Origin of the sequence: Pedobacter yonginensis (assembly GCF_003173595.1) — a bacterium.
GTDB lineage: Bacteria > Bacteroidota > Bacteroidia > Sphingobacteriales > Sphingobacteriaceae > Pedobacter > Pedobacter yonginense.
On the sequence record NZ_QGNZ01000002.1, the window covers coordinates 569,408 to 590,324 of the forward strand.

Below are 20,917 nucleotides of genomic sequence, written 5' to 3' on the forward strand. Positions count from 1 at the left end.
TCCTCCTAAAGCAATTTTGGAGGATTTTTTTATATATGCTAAGTTTAAAATGAAGTTTATCAATAGTCTAATCATTTCATCCTTCACCCTAATTATTTTCATTAGTTGTACAAGCAACAGCGCTAAAGTGGTTGTTCAAAAAGCAAATACAGATACGTTAGTACGAAAAATTAAGGATACCATTTCTATTGTTGCCGTGGGCGATATGATGTTGGGCTCGGCTTTTCCATCCGAAACAAACCTTCCACCAGACGATGGTGAAGACAGTTTTAAAGCCGTAGATGGTTTGCTAAAGGGCGACATTGTTTTTGGGAACCTAGAGGGATGCTTTTTGAACTCCGGCAATTCAAACAAATGTGACGGCATTAACCCAAACAATTGTTATGCTTTCAGAATGCCTGATCGATATGCTGCAATTTATAAAAAGGCCGGTTTTAATGTTTTGAGCATAGCCAATAATCATGTTGGCGATTTTGATGCTAAAGGACGGAAAAATACTGCCCGAATGTTAGATTCCCTTCAAATCCATTATGCTGGCCAGCTTAATAAGCCTTTTGAAATTTTTGAAAAAGATAGTGTAAGATATGCTTTCTGTGCATTTGCTCCGAACGAAAACACCGTTTCGATAAAGGACATAAAAGGAGCGAAAGCTTTAGTTGCGAAATTAAAAACGATGGCAGATATTGTTATTGTTTCATTCCATGGTGGTGGCGAAGGTGCTCGTTTTGAGCATGTAACGCGCAAAACTGAATTATTTTACAATGAAAATCGAGGGAATGTTTACGCATTTTCTCACGCTGTTATTGATGCAGGTGCCGATGTAGTTCTTGGTCATGGTCCTCATGTAACCCGAGCAGTAGAAGTTTACAAGCACAAATTTATCGCTTACAGTTTAGGTAATTTTTGCACCTACGGCATGTTCAGCTTGAAAGGATCAAACGGATTTGCGCCACTCCTACACTTAAAGCTTAATGCCAAAGGCGATTTCTTGTTTGCCGACGTTGTTTCCATTAAACAAGATAAAATAAACCGTTTAACGTTGGATGACAATTTCACCGCCTTTAAACAAATCAAAACTTTAACCGATACCGACTTTGCAGGGCATCAATTAAAGTTCGAGAACAACAGAATTTCTTTAGTAGAATAATCCCAACATGAAAAAAGGAACCCTAATACATTATATAATTGGCATTTGTGCCGCCATTTTAGTGTTGGCTGCTGCCTATTACATCAATCAGAATCCTAAAAATTTAATATCTGCGGGCATTATAATTTTAGCAGGTTCTTTAGTAGCATTCAGTCAATACCTCATCATCAAAAACAAAAATAAAAGCTGATGAAGGCTTACGGGTAAGTGAGAAAGACTAAAAACAATTAATTTCCATCTGTATGCTGAAATAAATTCAGCAACACGGACTGATTTTAAAATTGTTAAAATTCATCGACATTTTATATCGTAATGAAGAAATCATTGAACTTGGTTGGAATAAAATCCGCATATCTATTGTCAATAAGATATCTCTTAGATAACCTAGTTGATTTCATTCCTAATTTCAAAGATCTCTCCATTTCGCTGCGCTCCAGTCGAGAAGAAGGATTTCTGATGCGTCTTCTCAGTTTTTAAAAGAAATTTTGTAACCAGAACTCCCTTTGATTAGATAATTCTTGGCATTCGTTTTATAAACACGAGTGGATACTTGAAAGGTTTTAAACCTCGTCTTTGGTGTTTTTTACCAGACCGATTCCAGAAACGAAGAATATTAATCCAATAATTCCATAAACCATTAAGCCTCTGGTATTTTGGCTATGGTTTACAAAGCCCCAGCCCGCGTAGATTAATCCAACAATTCCAAGTACGGTTAATATTGTTCCAAAAGTGCGTTTTACATTCATTTTGATAGATTTTATTACGTTAAGACAAATTTTTGATGAATTTGTTTTGAGATTAGTTTAAGTTGATGGCGGAGTAAAGACCATTTGCATGTATTTTTTTATAACTTCATAAAAAAAATGAATTATGCAATACACCATCTACATTCTAATCTTCCTCGCAATTATCATCCTTTTAAGTTCTTTTGTAACGGTAAAGCAGGGTACAATTGCTGTTGTAACGGTATTTGGAAAATATCGAAGACAACTAAAACCAGGCTTAAATTTCAAGATTCCACTGATTGAGCAAATTTATTCTCGTATTTCTATTCAAAATAGATCTGTAGAACTTTCATTTCAGGCGGTAACTCAAGATCAGGCAAATGTTTACTTTAAGGCCATGCTTTTGTATTCGGTTGTTAACCAAGATGAGGAAACCATCAAAAACGTAGCCTTCAAGTTCGTGGATGCTACGAATTTAATGCAAGCCTTAATCCGTACCATTGAAGGTTCGATTCGTGCTTATGTTGCTACCCAGAAGCAAGCAAATGTATTGGCTCAGCGAAATGAAATTGTTCTTCATGTTAAGGAACAGATTGATCAGGTTTTAGATGGCTGGGGCTATCACCTTCAGGATCTTCAATTAAACGATATTACTTTCGATGAAGAAATTATGCGTTCTATGAGTCGCGTAGTGGCCTCAAACAACTTAAAAGCAGCAGCCGAAAACGAAGGACAAGCTTTGCTTATTACAAAAACCAAAGCTGCCGAAGCGGACGGTAACGCAATCAAAATTGCAGCTACGGCAGAACGTGAAGCGGCCCAGTTACGTGGTCAGGGTATTGCGCTGTTCCGCGCTGAGGTTGCCCATGGTATGACAAAAGCTGCACAGGAAATGGAAGAAGCTAACCTGGATATTTCTGTAATTTTATTTACGATGTGGACCGAATCCATCAAGCATTTTGCTGAAAATGGCGATGGCAACGTTATTTTCTTGGATGGTAGTAGTGAAGGCATGAATAAAACCTTAAAAGAAATGATGGCTATGCAACTAAATAAGCCGAAAGAGCCAAAAACAAAAATATAGTTCGGTACTAATTAAATATGAGTGCGGTTAAACCCTAAGGTAGAAAGACCAGAGCAAAACAATACCAATTAAAATGCTTATTTCAAGGCCTTAACTCATTTTTTAAACAATATTTTTGTTATCCTGAACATACTATCTTTAACTAAAAAAAGCCCTTAGAAATTAAATTCTAAGGGCTTTCTTCTTATTTATCCTTTTTAAAAAGAACCTAAGTTCATCACGTAACTTCCAGATTGTTGCATGAAATCGCCCATTACTTTTAGCGATTCATCTTCGATAAAATCGAAGGTATCTTGTTTTGTAACTTTATCACCTTTTTTAACTGCTGGCAACCCTCTTAGCGCTCTTAAATCATTTTGTCTGGCTAAAGTTTTCGCTTCCTGAGCATCACGTTCTGCTTTTAATTTTGCCTCATTTAAAGGTACTGAAACTTCAGCGTCGCGTTTTTTAAGATCGGCAATATCTTGTTTCAAGTATTTAAAATCCAATGAACTATTTACACGTTGTTCACTATTTTTAATTAAGCCTGCTTTTACGGCCGTTAAATTAGCAACAGGTTTAAAAGTAGAACTTGCAATAACATCCCAAGGTAAGGCAGAGGGTTCTGTATCTTCGCCAATTTTATCCATTGGGTACACGGATGGGAAAACCACATCTGGCGTTACGCCTTTATGTTGTGTACTGCTACCAGCCACGCGATAAAACTTAGCCATTGTTAAATTAATTTGGCCTAGGTTAATATCGGCAGGGTTAGCACTTGCAGGAGATGTACCAGTGGTTTTGTTTTTGGTGACTAAACTTGCAACGCGTTGTAGCATTGATGGATTAACCAATTTATTCAAATCAATTGATGATTGAACAGTGCCTTTGCCATAAGTTTGGCTTCCCATGATAATTCCACGTCCGTAATCCTGAATTGCACCGGCAAATATTTCGGATGCTGAAGCGCTTAAACGATCTACAATTACGCCAAATGGGCCATCCCAACTAACTCCTGTATTTTGATCTTCGTCAACTTCAATTTTACCACGTAAATCTTTAACCTGTACAACTGGCCCCTTATCAATAAATAGGCCAGTTAGCGAAATGGCTTCAACTAAAGATCCTCCACCGTTTCCACGTAGATCCATTACAATGGCATCAACTTTATCTTTATTTTTTAATGTATCGATTAATAATCTAACATCACGGGTTGTACTTTTATAATTTTTATCGCCTGCATTTGCCGCTTTAAAATCAGCGTAAAATGCTGGTAATGAAATCACGCCAATTTTATATGCTTTACCATTGGTGTTGATGGTTTTAACCTTTTTCTTAGCGGACTGATCTTGAAGAATAATTTTCTCGCGAACCATTTCGATGATTACCGCTTTAGATGACATTTCTTTACCCACTGGAATTACTTTTAAACGAACTTTTGTGCCAGCAGGGCCTTTAATTTTCGATACGGTATTGTCTAATCTCCATCCAACAACATCAACAAATTCGCCATCCCCTTGTGCCACAGCAATGATTCTATCGCCAGCACTTAATTGTTTTCCTTTGAAGGCAGGTCCACCGGCTATAATTTCTGAAATTTTTACCACTTCATTTTCAAGCTGTAAACGAGCGCCAATGCCTTCGAATGAACGAGACATGTCTTCGTTAAAGGCAACTGCGTTAGATGGATTGAAGTAATTGGTATGTGGATCAATCGATTCGGTAAAAGCATCCATCAAAATTTGAAAAACATCTTGATTGTTTGTTTTAGAGGTTTGCGATTGTAAATTCTGGTAGCGTTTTGTTAGGGTTTCTACATTTTTAGCTTCTGCAGTTCCTGTTAAGTTTAAGTTTACCAATTCGTATTTAACACGTTTTTTCCAGGTATCATTTAAAGTAGCTGCCGAAGTTGCCCAAGGCATTTTTTCTCTGTCATAAACGTATGTATCGTTTTGATTGAAATCGAATTTGGTTTTAATGGAAGCCAAAGAATAGGTAAAATATTCATTCAATCGCTTTGCGTAAACGTTGTAGATGTAGAAAGGTGCGCTTAAATCGCCATTTTTAAAATCATCATCAAGAGTAAATCTATATTTCTCGAATTCTTTGATGTCTGAAGCCAGAAAATAATTCCTACCTTGATCTAAAGCTTTGATGTATTTATCTAGAATTAGAGAAGAAATAGAATCGTTAACCTGAATTTTTTTGTAGTTGTAGCTCTCAATTAAGTTCACCACCTCTTTAATAACAAGTTGTTGTTGCTCATCTGGTTTCACGTTTGTAACCCCTTCAACAATTGGTTGAGGCTTTGGTGCGGCATGACAAGCGAGTACTGCAGCAGTAAAAATTACAAAAAATATTCTTTTTAACATCTCTTTAAATAATTTAAAATCCATTTCTAATTCTATATAGCCAATATGATACCATTTTAACGAAAAAACAAAAAAGAGACAGCAATATTACCGTCTCTTGTCAAAACGTATCAAATCTACCTAAAAGCTTTTTATTAAGCAATTCTTTGATTTAACGTTAGCCAATAGTTTTTGTTTTAAAACACTGAGCTAAATGCCGATAAGACCAAATCCTATAAGTTGTAGATGCATCCAATTGGGAAATCCTTTCCACAGTACCTTTACTTTTTATTGCCTAGGGTGGATACTTAATTTGCACCTATGTACTTCTACAGCAAAAAATAATTACCTGGCTGTTTTTGCATTGGCTATTTTGGCCCCTTACTTAGAAGATACTAGCAGCTATTTTTTTGGAGAAATCTTGATGGCAATAAGTTCTCTGGCGTCTTTAATCTGAGTTTTATACTGCGTGGTTTTGATAGAATTTGCCAGCCATTCTGCGCTTTTCAAATCTCTTAAAGCCAAGGTGAAATCTTTCTTTCTGATTTTGACTTGTGCAATGCCCAAAATAGATTCTATGTACGAATTATTGCTTTTCAGTTGTTTGGCTAGAATACCTTGCTGGGTGTAAAACCACATGGATTGGGTATATTTACTACTGGCCAAATACACTTTACCCAGTAAATTATAGGTATTCATTAAGCCATTTTTACTACCCATTTTCGAATAGTTTTTGAGGGCAACATTTAGCAAAATTTGTTCGGCATCTGTAAATCGGCCTAACTGATAGTGCATATTGCTCATTTTTATGATGGCTTGACCATACCTATTGAAGTTTTTTACCGCACTATATTCGAAAGCCGCCTTGCCGAACAAGGTTAACGCTTCATTGAAGTCGCCTTTTCGTTCCAGATTTTCGGCTTCATCGAAAAACGAATTTCCATCGGCCTCATTAAATTTAGAAACGGCTATATTAATGGCATTGCCACCATTAGGTTCTTGATTTTCAGGGCGATCGATGTTTTGAGCGTAAAGTTGTAATGAGGCAAAAAGGCTAATAAAAGCCAAAACTATTTTGGTCATGCAACAAAAATAATACTTTAATTACAATATTAGCTAAATACCTGTAAATTAACATCAAATGAAGCCCAAACCATATATGGATGTGAATCACAGTGATAAATTTCGCCTTTTGCAGAGATGCCTATAACACCTGCAAATCCGTCATAGGGTTTAAGCTCGGTGAAAGACTTGTCGCAGGCATCTTTTAGAGAAAAGCCATCTGTAACGCGGGTAACTATTTTTGCGGCTAAGGCTGTGCTGGTGATGTCTTCGCCCACCCCGGTGCAAGATATGCCAGCAAATGGATTTGCATAATTTCCTGCTACTGTAGCAGAATCGCTTACTCTACAAGGAATTTCAAATCCTTTGCCTCCTGTTGAGGTTGCGGCGGCTAAATTTCCATCTGAATCCAATGCCACGCAGCCAACTGTTCCCTTATTGTTTTTTTGGTTCAGCTTTGCTTCGTACTCCGTTTGGCGTTGGGTGGTTATCGGATCAAAATAATCGAATCCATTTGCACGGGCAAAATTCTGCGCACCTTCTCCACTTAACACACGATCATCGTAAGTGATTAAAGTTTGGGCAATTTGTATCGGGTTTTTGACATTCTCTACGTTAATTACTCCACTAAATTTTTCAGTTTTACCATCCATAAGTGATGCGCTTAACCTTACCTTTCCATCGCTCTGGATTTGAGAACCGATGCCTGCATTGAATAGCTCATTATCTTCCAAAAGCGCTACCGTATAAACTACAGTTTCTAAGGCGGTGTGTGTTTTTAAATATTCGTGGCCAAGGCTAACAATTTCTGATAAAGCATTTTGCTTCGCTTTTTTTGTTTCTTGGTTTGTTGATGACTCACTGAAAAAGCCACCATGTATGATTAATTTCATTTTGTTCGGTTGAAATAGCGAGCGCTAGATATCAAATTTGGCCTCTGAGGCCCTCAATCTTAAAAAAATTAGCCTACCGGAATAACTTTGGGATGATGGATCACCAAACTGTGATCAGTTAAATCGTACACATCGCCATCGCACATTACGTGTACAACCATGTTTTTAATGGAAACCGGTTGTCCCATTTCCACATCGGTTAAATTAGTATCGGCCATGTTTCTACCATCTACCAAGATCACCATACCAGAGCCAATGGCTTCCATAATGTGTCCATCGGAAATGAAAAGACCTGTATCTTCACCCAATCCAATTCCTAAAATACCTGGGTTACTTGCGGCGGCATACAATAAGCGGCCAATTCTACCGCGCTGTACAAAGTGCGTATCTACAATCACATCATCAATAAAGCCCAGTCCGCCCGTAATTTTAACTTCGCCTTTAAGCAGAGCATCTTTACTGCTTCCTTGGTAAATCATGTTTTTAGAACTTGCAGCAGCACCGGCAGATGTACCTGCAATCACAACGGGTTCATTTTTGTATTTTTCTAATAGAATTTGATGGATTTTAGTGCCACCAAAAATGGATGATAAGCGAAGTTGATCGCCACCTGTAAATACAATAACATCTGCTGCTTTAATTCGCTCGCAGTTTTCTAAAGAATTTGCTTCTTCACGATTCGTGATGTTTAAAACACCCACATTATGAACATCTAATTGGGCATAAGCTTTGATGTATTCTTCACCAACCTTTTCGGGCATTAACGAAGCTGTGGTAATGATTTCAAAACGAGATTCTATGTCTTTTGTCGATTCTGTGGTAATCCGCTTTAGGATGCCGCGTTCAAAAAAGTTCATATTCTCTGGCAAGCCAAACTGCGTTTCTGCAAAGCTACCTGTGTTTATTGCGCCACCAATAATGATGAGTTTACCCTTCGGAACCATTCGTTGTGTTTATATTATTGTATCAAAAAACTCAAATATATCAGCTTATGATAAAAAACACGACTTTTTTTGTCAATATTATTCATTTTATTAACAAACGTTGAAATAATTTGGGATAAAATCGACCTTCTTTATCCAAAAAATAAAACAAATCTTGTTAAAAATACATTTAGGTATTTGGGCTGCCGTTTTTCAAAATAAATGTATAATTTACAATCACCAATTTATATACAATACAATCGAGTTTAATGGGCGCGAAATTGCTTGTTGATAAGTAAAAACAGACAGATTTTTTAACATGAAGATATCAAACTTACAAGTATTAAGAGGGCCAAATATATGGTCGATAAGCCGTAAAAAACTCATCCAAATGCGATTAGATTTGGAGGAATTGGAACAAAGACCTACCAATGTAATTGAGGGTTTTGGAGAACGATTGGAAAAATTAATTCCAAGCATGTTCAGTCATCGCTGTTCTAAAGGTGTGGAAGGTGGTTTTTTTGCCAGAGTGAAAGAAGGCACCTGGATGGGCCACGTTATTGAACATATTGCTTTAGAAATTCAAACCATTGCCGGAATGGAAACTGGCTTTGGCCGTACGAGACAAACCAAAACTGAAGGCATTTATAATGTAGTATTTAGTTACCTCGAAGAAAAAGTTGGTGTTTATGCTGCTGAGGCTGCTGTAAATATTGCCCAGGCTTTAATTGACAATGTAGAATATGATTTAGAGCACGACATCAGGCGGATGAAAGAAATCCGCGAGTTAGAAGCGCTAGGTCCAAGTACAGGTTCTATTGTTGAAGAAGCTGTGAGCAGGAGTATTCCTTGGATTAGATTAAACAAGAGTTCTTTGGTGCAGTTGGGCTATGGCAAAAATCAAGTGCGTTTTAGGGCCACCATGACCGAGCAAACCAGCAGCATTGCAGTTGATATTGCCAGTAATAAAGAAGAAACAAAAAGATTATTAACTGAAGCGGCAATACCTGTTGCTTCTGGAGTGACCATTTCAAACCCAGATGATTTGGAAGCATCGGTTAAAAAGGTTGGCTTTCCATTGGTATTTAAGCCTTTAGATGGGAATCATGGAAAAGGGGCTACCATCAACGTTAAAACTTTAGAGGCTGCCAAAGAAGCTTTTGAGTATGCCAAAACCTATTCTCGCCGGGTTATCATCGAAAAATTCATTACTGGATACGATTTTCGTGTTTTAGTGATTGACCATAAAGTGGTTGCTGCTGCACAACGCGATCCGGCTCATGTTAAGGGTAATGGTATTCATACCATTCAAGAATTGATTGATAAGGAAAATGAAGATCCACGTCGTGGTTATGGCCACGAAAATGTGTTAACCGAAATTGCTGTTGATCGGGATACTTTGGATTTATTGGCGAAGAAAGAATACACTTTAGAAACCATTCCAGAAAAAGGTGAAGTTGTGTATTTGAAATCGACTGCCAATTTAAGCACTGGTGGAACGTCTATTGATGTTACGGATATTGTTCACCCACAAAATATTTTCATTTGTGAGCGAATCTCTCGCGTAATTGGTTTGGACATTTGCGGGATAGATATTATGGCGCAAAATTTAACCCAACCTTTAACTGAAAACGGTGGCGTGGTATTGGAAGTGAATGCTGCTCCAGGGTTTAGGATGCACTTGGCTCCAAGTGAAGGCTTGCCAAGAAATGTTGCGGCTTCTGTAATTGATATGCTTTACCCGCCGGGAAAATTATCGCAAATTCCAATTATTGCGGTTACTGGAACCAATGGAAAAACAACTACTACCCGTTTAATTGCTCACATTATCAGAAGCAATGGTAAACGTGTGGGTTTCACCACCAGTGATGGTATATATGTGCACAATACCATGCTCATGCAGGGCGATACTACTGGGCCAGTAAGTGCAGAATTTATTTTAAAAGATCCAACAGTTGAATTTGCCGTTTTAGAGACCGCCAGAGGGGGGATCTTGCGTTCGGGATTGGGTTTTAATGCTTGCGATATTGGTGTGATAACAAATATTCAGGAAGACCATTTGGGCATTGCAGATATCCACAATCTTGATGATTTAACCCGAGTTAAAGAGGTTGTTATTGGAGCCGTACGCCGTAAAGGATGGGCCGTTTTAAATGCAGATAATGGCTACTGTGTGAAGATAGCCAGAAATGCCCGCTGTAACGTGGCGTATTTCAGTATGGATGAGAATAATCCAGTTATTAAAGACCATTGTAAAAAAGGTGGTATAGCTGCGATTTACGAGAATGGCTTTATCACCATTAAAACTGGCGACTGGAAATTGAGGGTTGACAAAGCCACTCACATTCCTTTAACATTTGGTGGAGCAGTAAACTTCATGATTCAGAATGTGTTAGCGGCAACCCTTGCAACTTATTTGTGGGGTTATAAACCGGAGGATATTCGTTTATCATTAGAAACTTTTATTCCTTCTGCTGCACATACTCCAGGTAGAATGAATGTGTTTAGGTTTAAAGATTTTAAAATTTTGGTAGATTTTGCACATAATCCAGATGGCTTTAATGGAGTAAAAGCCTATTTACAGAGTGTTGAGGCTACGCAACATGTAGGAATAATATCTGGAACGGGCGATAGGCGTGACGAGGACATTATCGAAACGGCCCGCATTGCAGGCCAGATGTTCGATAAAATTTACATTTGCCAAGAAAAGTATTTGCGTGGACGAGCGCAACAAGAGCTAATTGATTTACTGATTAAAGGCATCCATCAGGCTGATCCAAACAAGGAAATTATCATTAACAATAAGAGCACAGCCTGTTTGGAGGAGGCCATAAATACCGCAATTAAAGGTTCGTACATCACAATTTTAAGCAATACCATTGACAACACCATCCAAAGAGTTACTGAACACTTGGATAGAGAACTGGAGGCTTAGGCTAATATTTTAATTTAAACAAAAGAAGGTTATATCAGTAATCGAAATGAGCTGTATCGCCTGAATTTAATTTTGAAGCACTTAAGAAACGAAGGCCAAAAAAACCGACGTTAGAAATTTGTGAGCAAAAATTAACTTAAAAAAAAAAGCACTTCCAATGGAGGTGCTTTTTTGTTAACTTTTAGCTCAATTATGCTTGAGAATCGCGTAATCTTTTGATTTCATCGTGCGATCGTCTTAACGATGATTTTTGATCAGAAATTAAATCTCTGATGTTTGAGGGTAAGTCTTCTTCTTCGAGAGCCAGTTTATAAGCATTTTGAGCAGCGTCTTCACCAAACTCACAATTGTTTAAAACTGTTTGGCGATCGTGACCTGTGAACAATGCTTTTACATCCATCCATCCTCTGTAAATTTTACCAGATGTAGTGGTGCCAGTATCAATATCTGAACCAGATGCTGCAACTTCGGTAGCCAAAGCCATTTTGTATTTCTGGCTTTCTTCAATCATATTTAAGAATAGAGATTTCAAATCGGCATCGCCATCTTTTAGTTCTTTGCGGGCTTTTTCATAACCTTCTATACGGTCGTTATTAATTTGAATAAGGTCGTTTAAAACCTCTGCTGTTGCTGTTGTCGTTTTCATGTTTTTTATAGATTTTGATGTATAAAAGGAACAGGACGAAGCATAAAAGGTTTGTCATAAAACTAAAAAGGGTATTCGTAAAAGCTATAACCGAAATGCCGGGATTACCATATTATTAACAAACAGTCGCAATTTTTTTACTTATAATATCCCCTTCAAACTGCAAAATTTCGCTCAAATAAATGCAGATTGCACTCATTCAAATTTTACATCTTACTAAAAGATTATGAGCGCCTTTATCCAAAATCCTCCTGATGGTGGCACCATGTACACTGAAACTAATCTTAGCCAGCTTTTTCCTGAGCCATTAAACACACTTACGAGTTGTTTTTTTTTAGGTATTGCCGTTTACTGGACATTTAAGCTTTGGGGAGATTTTAAACAACATACTTTTTTATCTATCGCTTTAGTGCTACTATATATTGGGGGTATTGGAGGTACCACCTACCACGGGTTTAGACGGTGGCCAATTTTCATTGTTATGGATTGGTTGCCCATTATGCTGCTCTGTTTGTCAGCCGGCGTGTATTTTCTTGCAAAATTAACGAAATGGTACTACGCGGTTTTGATTGTGGTGGTTTATGCTTTATTCCAGATTTTTTTAAGGAGACAATTTGTTGGTGGCGATTTTCAGATATTTATCAATATTAACTATGCATTTATGGCTGCATTGGTTTTGTTTCCTGTTTTTGGCTATTTGCTTAAAACTGAATGGCTCAATGGCAAATGGGTTGGTTTTGCTCTAATTTCGTTTATTTTCGCCTTAACTTTTCGCATTGCAGACAAATGGGAGGTTTTAACTGTGGGTACGCACTTTTTGTGGCATAGCTTTGGTGCGGTAGCGTCTTTCTGTATGCTGTATTATATCTATCTGGTTAACGCAAAGAAATCAAATCTTAAAAAGACATTACCTTAAAAACAAATTAGGCTATTATTTACGGCATTGTAAACCGCAAACAACAGCCTAATCATGAAGCTTCATCAGTTTTTTTTAAGTAGAATTTACATTTTAGAATGCGATTTAGAATAATCTAATTTTTGTTTGCCAATGGCATACTCAAGACCTCCAAGAAGGTGCTTCAAAAATTTGTCGTCTCTCCAAGTTTCATCGGTGTGACCCATCGATGTATAGAAAGCTCTACCTCCATCAAAATCATGGTACCAGCTAAAGGGATGGTAATTCCCGTTTGTACCGCCTTTATATGATTTTTCATCAATGGTAACTAATACCTTAAGATCTGGATTGATTTGCTTGAAATTGTACAGCTCATCCTTATGCATCCAAACTGAATCTGTTAAGAACTTAGTTGATGGATGTTTTTTGTCTTTTACCACAAATCTTGCTTCTTGTACGGCTGGGTGGCTGCTAAAGTATGCTCCCGCAAGTTTTCCGTACCAAGGCCAATCGTATTCAGTATCGGTAGCCGCATGAACACCTACATAGCCCCCTCCTGCTTGGATATATCTTTCAAAAGCAATCTGCTGTTGTTGATTCAAGACATCGCCAGTTGTGCTTAAAAAAATTACTGCTGAATAATTTTTAAGATTTTCATCTGTAAACTTCGAGGCGTCTTCTGTGGTATCAACAGCAAAGTTGTGTTCTAAACCTAATTTCTGAATGGTTGTTTTACCCAGCTCGATAGATCCATGTCTGTAACCTTTTGTTTTAGAAAACACTAAAACCTTTGGTGTTTTCTTTATTGGAATATGGCTTTGCAAGAGCATCACTGATGCAATTAGAAAGCAGATTGAAAGTAATTTTTTCATCGCTGGGTTTGGTTAGGGTGACGCTTTACGATTGTGAATTTAAGAAAGTTGTTTGATAATTTCTTTACATCTTTCTTCTACTTGTTTACAAACAGACTCAAAGAGGGAATCGTCCCAATAAGGGTCTGTAACTTCATCGTTATCTAAAAATAATTTGACTTTCTCTCGCTCCTCTGCCGTTTTTGCCAAGCGCTGAACATCGCTCAAGTTGTTTCGATCCATTACCAAAATCAAATCATACGCCTTGAACATATTGTAATTAAACTGTTGCGCTCTTTGACTGGAGATGTCGTACCCACTTTGTTTGGCCGCTAAAATGCTTCTCCGATCGGGTTCTTTACCGATGTGCCAATTGCCGGTTCCTGCAGAGGCTATTTCCCAATCTAGTTTGTGCGATTGGCTTAGATGCCGCATAATACCTTCTGCCAAAGGCGAGCGGCAAATGTTGCCCAGGCAAACCATTAAAATTTTCAATCGTCTATTTTTTAGCTGTGTATATGTATTTTACAGTATAAGTTACACTATTTTCAGTAAAGGTGTAATTATTGGTCATTGTGTTTCCGTTTAGGTTTAGGTAGCTTGCATTGCCAAAACCATCTTCCAATTTAAATTCGTTGCCACTTCTTGTCCACTTGGCATTTTTATAGGTAATCATGTCGCAAAGGGGGCCAGTTGATGTGAATGCGTAAGACCCATCTTTTGAAAAAACCAAGGTGAAGTTATTGTTCAAACAAGCAGATGGGCCAGAAATTAACATGAAATTTGTTTCTGCTTTTCCATCTACCACCTTTGCGGGAGTAATGGTTGCCGATGTTAATGGCCATTTGTACATGGTAACATCATCAGCATCAACCGTTTTCTTTTTACAGGCAATAGCCAAACAAATGGCCGCGATAAGTAATAATTTTTTCATAGCTTTTTTTGATTTCTATTTAAACGAGTGGAAGTTCAAAATGGCTACAAGAGATGATTAATATCGCTAAAAATGATGCTGATTGAATTAGCCATAAATATCGTTGAGCATTTTAGCCAAACGCACACCACCTTTTAACAATTGCTGATTGAGGGTTTCTACCCAATCAAAGTTATAGCGGTAGCTTAATTTGGAATCTGGTTTGGTGTTATCATATATTTTACTGCAAACCTTATAGGATTCGAAAATACAGTCTTTTAAGCTTGTATTTTGCCAGTTGTACAGCTGAATTGCTGAAGGATGATTGATGGCCTTTGCAAATTCTGTATAACTTAATTGCTGATATTCTATCAATTGCTCATCCCAAACCCTATGTAAATTAGATTTTTCGTTGAACCATGAAACGGAGACACGGTTTCCTCCTAAATCATCTTTGTGGGCAACGTGCATGGGCTGGCATAAATCGCCTGCCAGGTGAACAAGCATTCTTAAAGCTAACTTTTTTTGATCGGCTGTGCTGCTTGACTTTTTCAAAATCGCAATTAGATCTGGGATTTTGTTGTACAGATTAGGCGTTTTTTCTGTTTCTAAAATCTTGTATAGGCCAGCTTGGTCCAACCCTTCGGGCAAATTTACGAAATGCCAGTTGTACATGTAATTGTATGTAGAATCTGATTTGATAAAATCGCCCCAATTTGCAGACATGGCCAAGCTTTCAGCGCCTAAAATAGATTGGATGGCTTTTCGGGTTTTCACTTTTAGGTAGCTATCGGCAATTTCGCCTACCACGCGATGACCAATCATACCCCAAGCGTTTGCCTGAATGGGCAAGTAAGCCAAGGTTCCAAAAATCAATGCTGAAGCTAATTTCTTTTTAATCGAGGTAAACATCATTCTATAGTTCTTTTTGTACGCAGGTAACGCTTGATTTGAGGCTTAATTTGATTTCACGCTGATCGCTTAAACTCTCGAGCAGCAAGGTATCTGCTGAGCGTTTCTTAATCAGGAAGTTTTTATCGTAACGACCAATGCGGTAACAACCCGAAATTTTTTGCTTGTAATTGGCGTAGGTAAATGTTGTTCCAACAAATAGTGTATCGCCTTTTACTGCATACACGCCCTTGGCGTATTCTTTCCAAACGCCATTGTTATAGCAAGAATCTTCATAAAAATTCACCTTGCTATGGGTTTCAAAATCTATGTAAACCGAATCGCAGGTAAATTTGAAATGGTGTTGGGTATAATTTGTTAATTTATTGCTAAAGGCAACAGAATCTTCATTCCAAACGCCCTGCATAAATGCTTCGCCTTTCCCTTGAATATTTGGACGAGGGCTACAGGCAAAAAACAAAATCGAAAAGGAAAAGAGCATCAAGATTACATGCCTTAAATTAAAGGCAATCTTGATTTTTTTGAAGTCAAAACTTTTATTGATTGATTTTGGCATTTTTCGCAAGGCGATTATTTTTCTTGAACTGCATAAACTTATGAAGTGTAATTTGCACCAATTGACAGATTAAACTTCATAAGTTATTGATCAAGTTGGGGTTATTTAACCTTAGTTCGGGATAGCAACAATATCTTTTTAAAAAAAGACCCTTAATTAAATTCGGGGTGATAGTTCAATAACTATCTTTGATTTGCAATGGCTTTCTCCATTAAGGCTTAAACCGAACTCCGATTATTTTAAACTTCCAACCATATCTTCTGGGCGTACCCATTCATCAAACTGCTCGTTGGTTAATAAACCCAATTCAACGGCTGCAGCTTTTAACGTTTTATTTTCTTTGTGCGCTTTCTTTGCAATTTTAGCAGCGTTTTCATAACCCACATGAGGATTTAATGCGGTAACCAGCATCAGCGAGTTTTGCAAGTGTTTCTCAATTTCTGGTAGGTTAGCGGTGATGCCTTCTGCACAATTATCGTTGAATGATACGCAAGCATCGCCAATTAAACGTGCAGATTGCAATACGTTTGCTGCAATTAATGGTTTAAAAACATTCAGTTCGAAATGTCCTGACATGCCTCCAACTGATACTGCAACGTCGTTACCCATAACTTGCGCGCAAACCATTGTTAGTGCTTCTGGTTGTGTTGGATTAACTTTTCCGGGCATAATTGAAGATCCTGGTTCGTTATCGGGAATTACGATTTCGCCTATTCCACAACGAGGGCCTGAGCTTAACATGCGCACATCATTAGCAATTTTCATTAATGCAACGGCTGTACGTTTCAATGCTCCAGATAATTCTACCATGGCATCATGCGCTGCTAGTGCTTCAAATTTATTCGGGGCAGTTACGAAAGGCAATCCGGTTAAATCGGCAATTTTTTTAGCCACCAAAACATCATATCCTTTTGGGGTATTTAAACCCGTACCTACAGCAGTTCCGCCTAAGGCAAGTTCAGCTACCATAACTAAGGCGTTTTTAATCGCTCTAATGCTGTTATCGATTTGCTGTACGTAACCAGAAAATTCTTGTCCTAACGTCAAGGGCGTTGCATCCATAAAATGCGTACGACCTGTTTTAACGATTGAGCTAAATTCTTCAACCTTTCTGGCTAGGGTGTTTCTTAGTTTTTCTAAACCTGGAATTGTATTTTCTACCGTTAACTTATATGCCGCAATGTGCATAGCTGTTGGATAGGTATCGTTTGATGATTGCGATTTATTTACATCATCATTAGGGTGTAGTACTTTTTTATCATCAGCTAATGAACCACCATTTATTACATGAGCGCGGTTTGCAATTACCTCATTACCATTCATGTTACTCTGCGTACCCGAACCTGTTTGCCAAATTACTAAAGGAAACTGATCGTCTAATTGGCCGGCAATAATTTCGTCGCAAGCTTTTGCAATTAAATCTGCTTTTTCGGCAGAAAGCACACCAAGTTCAGTATTGGCTTGTGCTGCTGCTTTTTTCAAGTATCCAAAGGCATGAATGATTTCTTTAGGCATTGAACCTTCTGGTCCGATTTTAAAGTTGTTGCGTGAGCGTTCGGTTTGTGCACCCCAATATTTATCTGCAGGTACCTGCACCTCGCCCATTGTATCGTGTTCTATTCTGAAACTCATGATTTTTAAATTTTGTTGTCGCAAATTTAAGTTTTTTGCCTACAAAGCAAGGTATTATCTTCGATATTTACCCGGCTGTGATTCCGCAAGTTATTGTTGAATTGGAAAATGGCCTTGAAGGATTGCAAGCCTTAGTTTTAAAGGATGAGGCTGTAATCCGTCACCGCGATTGGAGTGCAGTGGAACGGGGTGATCCTTGAAACCAATAACTAAAATCTCCTTAAAAGATTTCTCCACTACGGTCGAAAGGACGATCCTTCAATACGGCCGAATTCTGCCTAAATCAGGAAAGGTTTTACTCTATCTCCACCACCACAACATTATCTACTTCGTTGTTATCAAAGTTGGCAGAAAAGGTTAATTTTCCTTTCGCAAAAGTATATTTAACTACTTTTCCTCCATTTAGCAAATAGGCTTTTTTGATTTTTTTTGCTGGAAAATTGCTTAAGGAAATCAATGGTTGTGATTTAAATACATGCACAAAAATCTTGTTTCCCTTGGTTGTGATGCTCCCCCAATCTTGTGGTTTGATGTAGCCAGCTTGCGTACCATAAATGCTTTCGCCATGAGTTTTAAGCCACTCACCCATCAAATCTAACCTTGTTAAAAATTCTGGTTGAATTTCGCCATTTGGCATTGGCCCAATGTTGAGCAACAAATTTGCACCCAAACTACTTGCTTTAACTAACGTTTGGATTAGTTCTGCTTTGCTTTTATAATTGTTATCGGTTAAGTTGAAGCCCCAAGATCCATTCATGGTTACGCAGGCTTCTAATGGAACTTTAGCACTTGCTTCCTGAAAACTCAATCCAGATTTATTTTCACCTGGCAAGTCTTGTTCAAACATTTGGAAATCTTCGCCAGGGAAAGGAGATAGATGATGATTATTGCCAATCATACATTGTGGCTGGAGCTTATGAATGAGTCCATAAATTTCATTGTATTTCCAATCGATGCGCGAAGATCGATCTGCGGCTCCTTCGGGTGCGGTTTGATCCCAATGTCCATCAAACCAGATCCCACCGATCTCGCCATAGTTGGTTAGCAACTCAGTGAGCTGATTTTTCATGAAAGCCAAATAGCTTGCATAATCGCCATGCCCTTTCCGACCGCTGGATTGCCCAGTTTTGCCCGTCTCGTGCGGATAATCTTCTCGCCTCCAATCTAATAAAGAGTAGTATAGATAAAGTTTGATGCCTTGTTTATGGCATTCATCAGCCATCATTTTTACGATATCCTTTTTGTAAGGGGTAGCCATGATGTTAAAATCTGAATATTTGGTATCCCACATGCTAAAGCCATCGTGATGTCGAGTAATGAGCGTAATGTATTTCATACCCGCGTTTTTTGCGGTGCTTACCCATTTAGCGGCGTCAAAATCTATTGGGTTAAAAAACTTTTCTAAACGGCTATAGTTTTCTACCGTTATTTTCCGCTCATTCATCACCCACTCTCCACTGCCGGGAATACTAAAAGGGCCCCAGTGTATAAAGAGGCCAAAACGTGCATCTGAAAACCACGCTCTTTGTTTTAAATTGGCTTCAGTTGGTTTGTAATCTTGAGCCTGTAGTTGTAGATTGAGGCATAGGATGAAGCCTATCAATAGTAGTTTTTTCATTGGGGATGTTTAGTTTTATCGTAAATACTAATCTATAGGGGTAGTTTCTTTTACTGGCTTGCCAATTATCTTGTAATTTCCATCGCCTTTTAAAATGGCTAACATTTGATTTTGGTTATTAAAAAGCGATTTTGCTGCAGCCAATTCTTTATCGTATTGAAAGCTCTGCTCAATCCTACCTTTTTCGTAAAAATACCTACTTACAATTTGTGTTTCCAAAACCCGTTTAATTTCTGCCTTATGGGTAGCCAAATCTGTTTTTTTTGAGGAGGTTAGTTTGTATTTTAAATTCTCTAAATCGGCCTTAACCTCTGTTGATTTATTTTCCCTTTCGGCTTCTAAGCGTAAGTCAGACAGTAGTCTTTCTGTTTTACTTTGATAGGTTAAGTCTTTATCTGGCAGTGAACTCGCAAATACAGCATAATCTGCATCGGAGATTTGGAAATTTTTTGCTGAGGTAATGGTTGGCTTTTCCTTTTTGTATTGATTGGCGTAGTTAAAAAACAGGTTCTTATTAAGCATAGTAATGGTGATGGGACTCAATTTCGCTTGCTCAACCACCACATCTGGATAAATACCATTACCACTGTAAACATTCCTGCCGGCCTTAGTTTGAAACATGGCTATGGTAGAATCTGCAAATCTTTCTGCAACCCCATCTGCATTTTTATGGCTATAATCTAACTTCTGAATACATCTCCCAGATGGGGTATAATATTTTGCCACCGTAACTTTTACCAAACTGTTGTACGGAAGATTAAACGTTTGCTGTACCAAACCTTTTCCAAAGCTGCGTTGACCGATTACAATTGCCCGATCTAAATCTTGTAACGAGCCGGCAACAATTTCCGATGCCGATGCCGAACCTGCATTGACCAATACCACCAACGGAACGCTTAGTGAAACTGGATCTTGTAAAGTTTTATAAGCAATTGTTTTCTCGGCATTCTTGGCCTTTTGGGTTGCAATGAGTTGATCTTTATTAACGAATAGATTGACAATTTTTACGGCTTCTTGAACAATGCCACCACCGTTATTTCTTAAATCGAGTACAATACCTTTTGGGTTTTCTTTATTAATTGCCAAGAGTGCATCTTTCACCTCTTGCCCCGAGTTTTCCAAAAACTTATCTAATCTTATGTATCCTATGCCATCGCCAATCATACCTGAATAGGAAACATTTGGCTGTTTTATTTCTTCGCGGATTAGTTTTTTGATGAGTTCTTTTCCTTCTCTCAATAAAACCAAATCAACTGGTGAACCTTTTGGTCCACGAAGTAATTGACTGATCTGGGCTCGGTCTTTTCCACGAACATCAATAGCATTAATTTTTATGACCTGATCGCCAGGCTTCACATCTTGTTTATGCGCCGGATAGCCTTCACTCACTTCATTCACAAATAATTTACCATCAATAAAAAGTGTGCTTGCTCCGATTCCACCATACTGTGTGCTTACGTATTTGAGGCGATAATCTTCGATCTCTGATTCCGGAACATATTCTGTGTAAGGATCTAAACTTTCTAACATGGCATCAATCCCTGTTTTCATCAGTTGTGGTGCGTTAGTTTCATCAACATAATTAATATTGATTTCCTTATATAGAGAAGCGAAAATATCCAGATTTTTAGAAACTAGAAATAAATCTTCTTTGAAAGAAAAAGATAATAGGGCGATGCCAAATGCTCCCATTAAAAGACCGTATTTAATTTTTTTCATGCTCCTATGTGTATTTATAATACCGTTTGCTTGTTTCAACTAAACCTAAAAAGGTTTAATGCTGAAAACTACAAAG

The 20,917-nt window shown here is 37.9% G+C and carries 20 protein-coding genes; 6 read left to right on the forward strand and 14 right to left on the reverse strand.

What is annotated here, in order from left to right:
- Positions 1 to 49 precede the first annotated feature (49 nt).
- Positions 50 to 1,147, forward strand: a complete 1,098-nt coding sequence (locus tag DHW03_RS09280) for a CapA family protein (protein ID WP_109925462.1) — start codon at positions 50 to 52, stop codon at positions 1,145 to 1,147.
- A 7-nt stretch (positions 1,148 to 1,154) separates the two neighbouring features.
- Positions 1,155 to 1,337, forward strand: a complete 183-nt coding sequence (locus DHW03_RS09285; protein ID WP_109925463.1) for a hypothetical protein — start codon at positions 1,155 to 1,157, stop codon at positions 1,335 to 1,337.
- Positions 1,338 to 1,707: 370 nt separating this feature from the next.
- Here the strand turns inward: DHW03_RS09285 and DHW03_RS09290 are convergent, their stop codons facing one another.
- A complete protein-coding gene (locus tag DHW03_RS09290; RefSeq protein ID WP_109925464.1) occupies positions 1,708 to 1,893 on the reverse strand; it encodes a hypothetical protein in 186 nt (61 codons plus the stop codon).
- Positions 1,894 to 2,017: 124 nt separating this feature from the next.
- Between DHW03_RS09290 and DHW03_RS09295 the strand changes: the two genes are divergently transcribed.
- Entirely contained in the window at positions 2,018 to 2,956 is a 939-nt protein-coding gene (locus tag DHW03_RS09295; protein ID WP_109925465.1) for an SPFH domain-containing protein, read from the forward strand.
- 197 nt (positions 2,957 to 3,153) lie between these two features.
- Here the strand turns inward: DHW03_RS09295 and DHW03_RS09300 are convergent, their stop codons facing one another.
- The 4 genes from DHW03_RS09300 to DHW03_RS09315 form a co-directional block, all read right to left on the reverse strand.
- A complete protein-coding gene (locus DHW03_RS09300; RefSeq protein WP_394340902.1) occupies positions 3,154 to 5,307 on the reverse strand; it encodes a carboxy terminal-processing peptidase in 2,154 nt (717 codons plus the stop codon).
- Positions 5,308 to 5,688: 381 nt separating this feature from the next.
- On the reverse strand, positions 5,689 to 6,369 hold the full coding sequence (locus DHW03_RS09305; RefSeq protein WP_109925467.1) for a tetratricopeptide repeat protein: 681 nt from the start codon (positions 6,367 to 6,369) through the stop codon (positions 5,689 to 5,691).
- A gap of 29 nt (positions 6,370 to 6,398) precedes the next feature.
- A complete protein-coding gene (locus DHW03_RS09310; RefSeq protein ID WP_109925468.1) occupies positions 6,399 to 7,241 on the reverse strand; it encodes an isoaspartyl peptidase/L-asparaginase in 843 nt (280 codons plus the stop codon).
- 68 nt (positions 7,242 to 7,309) lie between these two features.
- Positions 7,310 to 8,185 carry a cyanophycinase gene (locus DHW03_RS09315; protein ID WP_109925469.1) on the reverse strand — a complete coding sequence of 292 codons (876 nt, stop codon included), beginning with the start codon at positions 8,183 to 8,185 and terminating at the stop codon, positions 7,310 to 7,312.
- 298 nt (positions 8,186 to 8,483) lie between these two features.
- On the opposite strand from DHW03_RS09315, the gene cphA reads away from it, so the two are divergent.
- Positions 8,484 to 11,099 carry a cyanophycin synthetase gene (gene cphA / locus DHW03_RS09320; RefSeq protein ID WP_109925470.1) on the forward strand — a complete coding sequence of 872 codons (2,616 nt, stop codon included), beginning with the start codon at positions 8,484 to 8,486 and terminating at the stop codon, positions 11,097 to 11,099.
- A gap of 190 nt (positions 11,100 to 11,289) precedes the next feature.
- Here cphA and DHW03_RS09325 read toward each other — a convergent pair whose 3' ends face one another.
- Entirely contained in the window at positions 11,290 to 11,745 is a 456-nt protein-coding gene (locus DHW03_RS09325) for a PA2169 family four-helix-bundle protein (protein ID WP_109925471.1), read from the reverse strand.
- A gap of 226 nt (positions 11,746 to 11,971) precedes the next feature.
- Between DHW03_RS09325 and DHW03_RS09330 the strand changes: the two genes are divergently transcribed.
- On the forward strand, positions 11,972 to 12,661 hold the full coding sequence (locus tag DHW03_RS09330) for a hypothetical protein (protein WP_109925472.1): 690 nt from the start codon (positions 11,972 to 11,974) through the stop codon (positions 12,659 to 12,661).
- An 86-nt stretch (positions 12,662 to 12,747) separates the two neighbouring features.
- Here the strand turns inward: DHW03_RS09330 and DHW03_RS09335 are convergent, their stop codons facing one another.
- From DHW03_RS09335 to fumC, 6 genes are all read right to left on the reverse strand, one after another.
- On the reverse strand, positions 12,748 to 13,512 hold the full coding sequence (locus DHW03_RS09335) for a ThuA domain-containing protein (protein WP_109925473.1): 765 nt from the start codon (positions 13,510 to 13,512) through the stop codon (positions 12,748 to 12,750).
- Positions 13,513 to 13,551: 39 nt separating this feature from the next.
- Positions 13,552 to 13,986 (reverse strand): low molecular weight protein-tyrosine-phosphatase, encoded by a 435-nt coding sequence (locus DHW03_RS09340; RefSeq protein ID WP_109925474.1) that lies wholly within the window; start codon positions 13,984 to 13,986, stop codon positions 13,552 to 13,554.
- A 4-nt stretch (positions 13,987 to 13,990) separates the two neighbouring features.
- A complete protein-coding gene (locus DHW03_RS09345) occupies positions 13,991 to 14,425 on the reverse strand; it encodes a hypothetical protein (protein WP_109925475.1) in 435 nt (144 codons plus the stop codon).
- An 87-nt stretch (positions 14,426 to 14,512) separates the two neighbouring features.
- Positions 14,513 to 15,319, reverse strand: coding sequence for a S1/P1 nuclease (locus tag DHW03_RS09350; RefSeq protein WP_109925476.1), 807 nt, complete (start codon positions 15,317 to 15,319; stop codon positions 14,513 to 14,515).
- Between the two features lies 1 nt (position 15,320).
- Positions 15,321 to 15,872: a fumarate hydratase gene (locus DHW03_RS09355; protein WP_109925477.1), complete on the reverse strand. Its 552-nt coding sequence runs from the start codon at positions 15,870 to 15,872 to the stop codon at positions 15,321 to 15,323.
- Positions 15,873 to 16,106: 234 nt separating this feature from the next.
- Positions 16,107 to 17,504 carry a class II fumarate hydratase gene (gene fumC / locus DHW03_RS09360; protein ID WP_109925478.1) on the reverse strand — a complete coding sequence of 466 codons (1,398 nt, stop codon included), beginning with the start codon at positions 17,502 to 17,504 and terminating at the stop codon, positions 16,107 to 16,109.
- Between the two features lie 35 nt (positions 17,505 to 17,539).
- Here fumC and DHW03_RS19320 point away from each other — a divergent pair, with 35 nt between their 5' ends.
- Entirely contained in the window at positions 17,540 to 17,704 is a 165-nt protein-coding gene (locus DHW03_RS19320; RefSeq protein ID WP_165825399.1) for a hypothetical protein, read from the forward strand.
- Between the two features lie 95 nt (positions 17,705 to 17,799).
- On the opposite strand, the gene DHW03_RS09365 is transcribed toward DHW03_RS19320, so the two are convergent.
- Positions 17,800 to 19,122, reverse strand: coding sequence for an alpha-L-fucosidase (locus DHW03_RS09365; RefSeq protein ID WP_109925479.1), 1,323 nt, complete (start codon positions 19,120 to 19,122; stop codon positions 17,800 to 17,802).
- Between the two features lie 27 nt (positions 19,123 to 19,149).
- A complete protein-coding gene (locus DHW03_RS09370; protein WP_109926008.1) occupies positions 19,150 to 20,841 on the reverse strand; it encodes a S41 family peptidase in 1,692 nt (563 codons plus the stop codon).
- Positions 20,842 to 20,917: the final 76 nt, after the last annotated feature.

Excerpts from the sequence above, each read along its gene's own strand:
- DHW03_RS09280 (WP_109925462.1), top strand. The coding sequence starts at position 50 with ATGAAGTTTATCAATAGTCTAATCATTTCATCCTTCACCCTAATTATT.
- DHW03_RS09285 (WP_109925463.1), top strand. The coding sequence starts at position 1,155 with ATGAAAAAAGGAACCCTAATACATTATATAATTGGCATTTGTGCCGCC.
- DHW03_RS09290 (WP_109925464.1), bottom strand. The coding sequence starts at position 1,893 with ATGAATGTAAAACGCACTTTTGGAACAATATTAACCGTACTTGGAATT.
- DHW03_RS09295 (WP_109925465.1), top strand. The coding sequence starts at position 2,018 with ATGCAATACACCATCTACATTCTAATCTTCCTCGCAATTATCATCCTT.
- DHW03_RS09300 (WP_394340902.1), bottom strand. The coding sequence starts at position 5,307 with ATGTTAAAAAGAATATTTTTTGTAATTTTTACTGCTGCAGTACTCGCT.
- DHW03_RS09305 (WP_109925467.1), bottom strand. The coding sequence starts at position 6,369 with ATGACCAAAATAGTTTTGGCTTTTATTAGCCTTTTTGCCTCATTACAA.
- DHW03_RS09310 (WP_109925468.1), bottom strand. The coding sequence starts at position 7,241 with ATGAAATTAATCATACATGGTGGCTTTTTCAGTGAGTCATCAACAAAC.
- DHW03_RS09315 (WP_109925469.1), bottom strand. The coding sequence starts at position 8,185 with ATGGTTCCGAAGGGTAAACTCATCATTATTGGTGGCGCAATAAACACA.
- cphA (WP_109925470.1), top strand. The coding sequence starts at position 8,484 with ATGAAGATATCAAACTTACAAGTATTAAGAGGGCCAAATATATGGTCG.
- DHW03_RS09325 (WP_109925471.1), bottom strand. The coding sequence starts at position 11,745 with ATGAAAACGACAACAGCAACAGCAGAGGTTTTAAACGACCTTATTCAA.
- DHW03_RS09330 (WP_109925472.1), top strand. The coding sequence starts at position 11,972 with ATGAGCGCCTTTATCCAAAATCCTCCTGATGGTGGCACCATGTACACT.
- DHW03_RS09335 (WP_109925473.1), bottom strand. The coding sequence starts at position 13,512 with ATGAAAAAATTACTTTCAATCTGCTTTCTAATTGCATCAGTGATGCTC.
- DHW03_RS09345 (WP_109925475.1), bottom strand. The coding sequence starts at position 14,425 with ATGAAAAAATTATTACTTATCGCGGCCATTTGTTTGGCTATTGCCTGT.
- DHW03_RS09350 (WP_109925476.1), bottom strand. The coding sequence starts at position 15,319 with ATGATGTTTACCTCGATTAAAAAGAAATTAGCTTCAGCATTGATTTTT.
- DHW03_RS09355 (WP_109925477.1), bottom strand. The coding sequence starts at position 15,872 with ATGCCAAAATCAATCAATAAAAGTTTTGACTTCAAAAAAATCAAGATT.
- fumC (WP_109925478.1), bottom strand. The coding sequence starts at position 17,504 with ATGAGTTTCAGAATAGAACACGATACAATGGGCGAGGTGCAGGTACCT.
- DHW03_RS09365 (WP_109925479.1), bottom strand. The coding sequence starts at position 19,122 with ATGAAAAAACTACTATTGATAGGCTTCATCCTATGCCTCAATCTACAA.
- DHW03_RS09370 (WP_109926008.1), bottom strand. The coding sequence starts at position 20,841 with ATGAAAAAAATTAAATACGGTCTTTTAATGGGAGCATTTGGCATCGCC.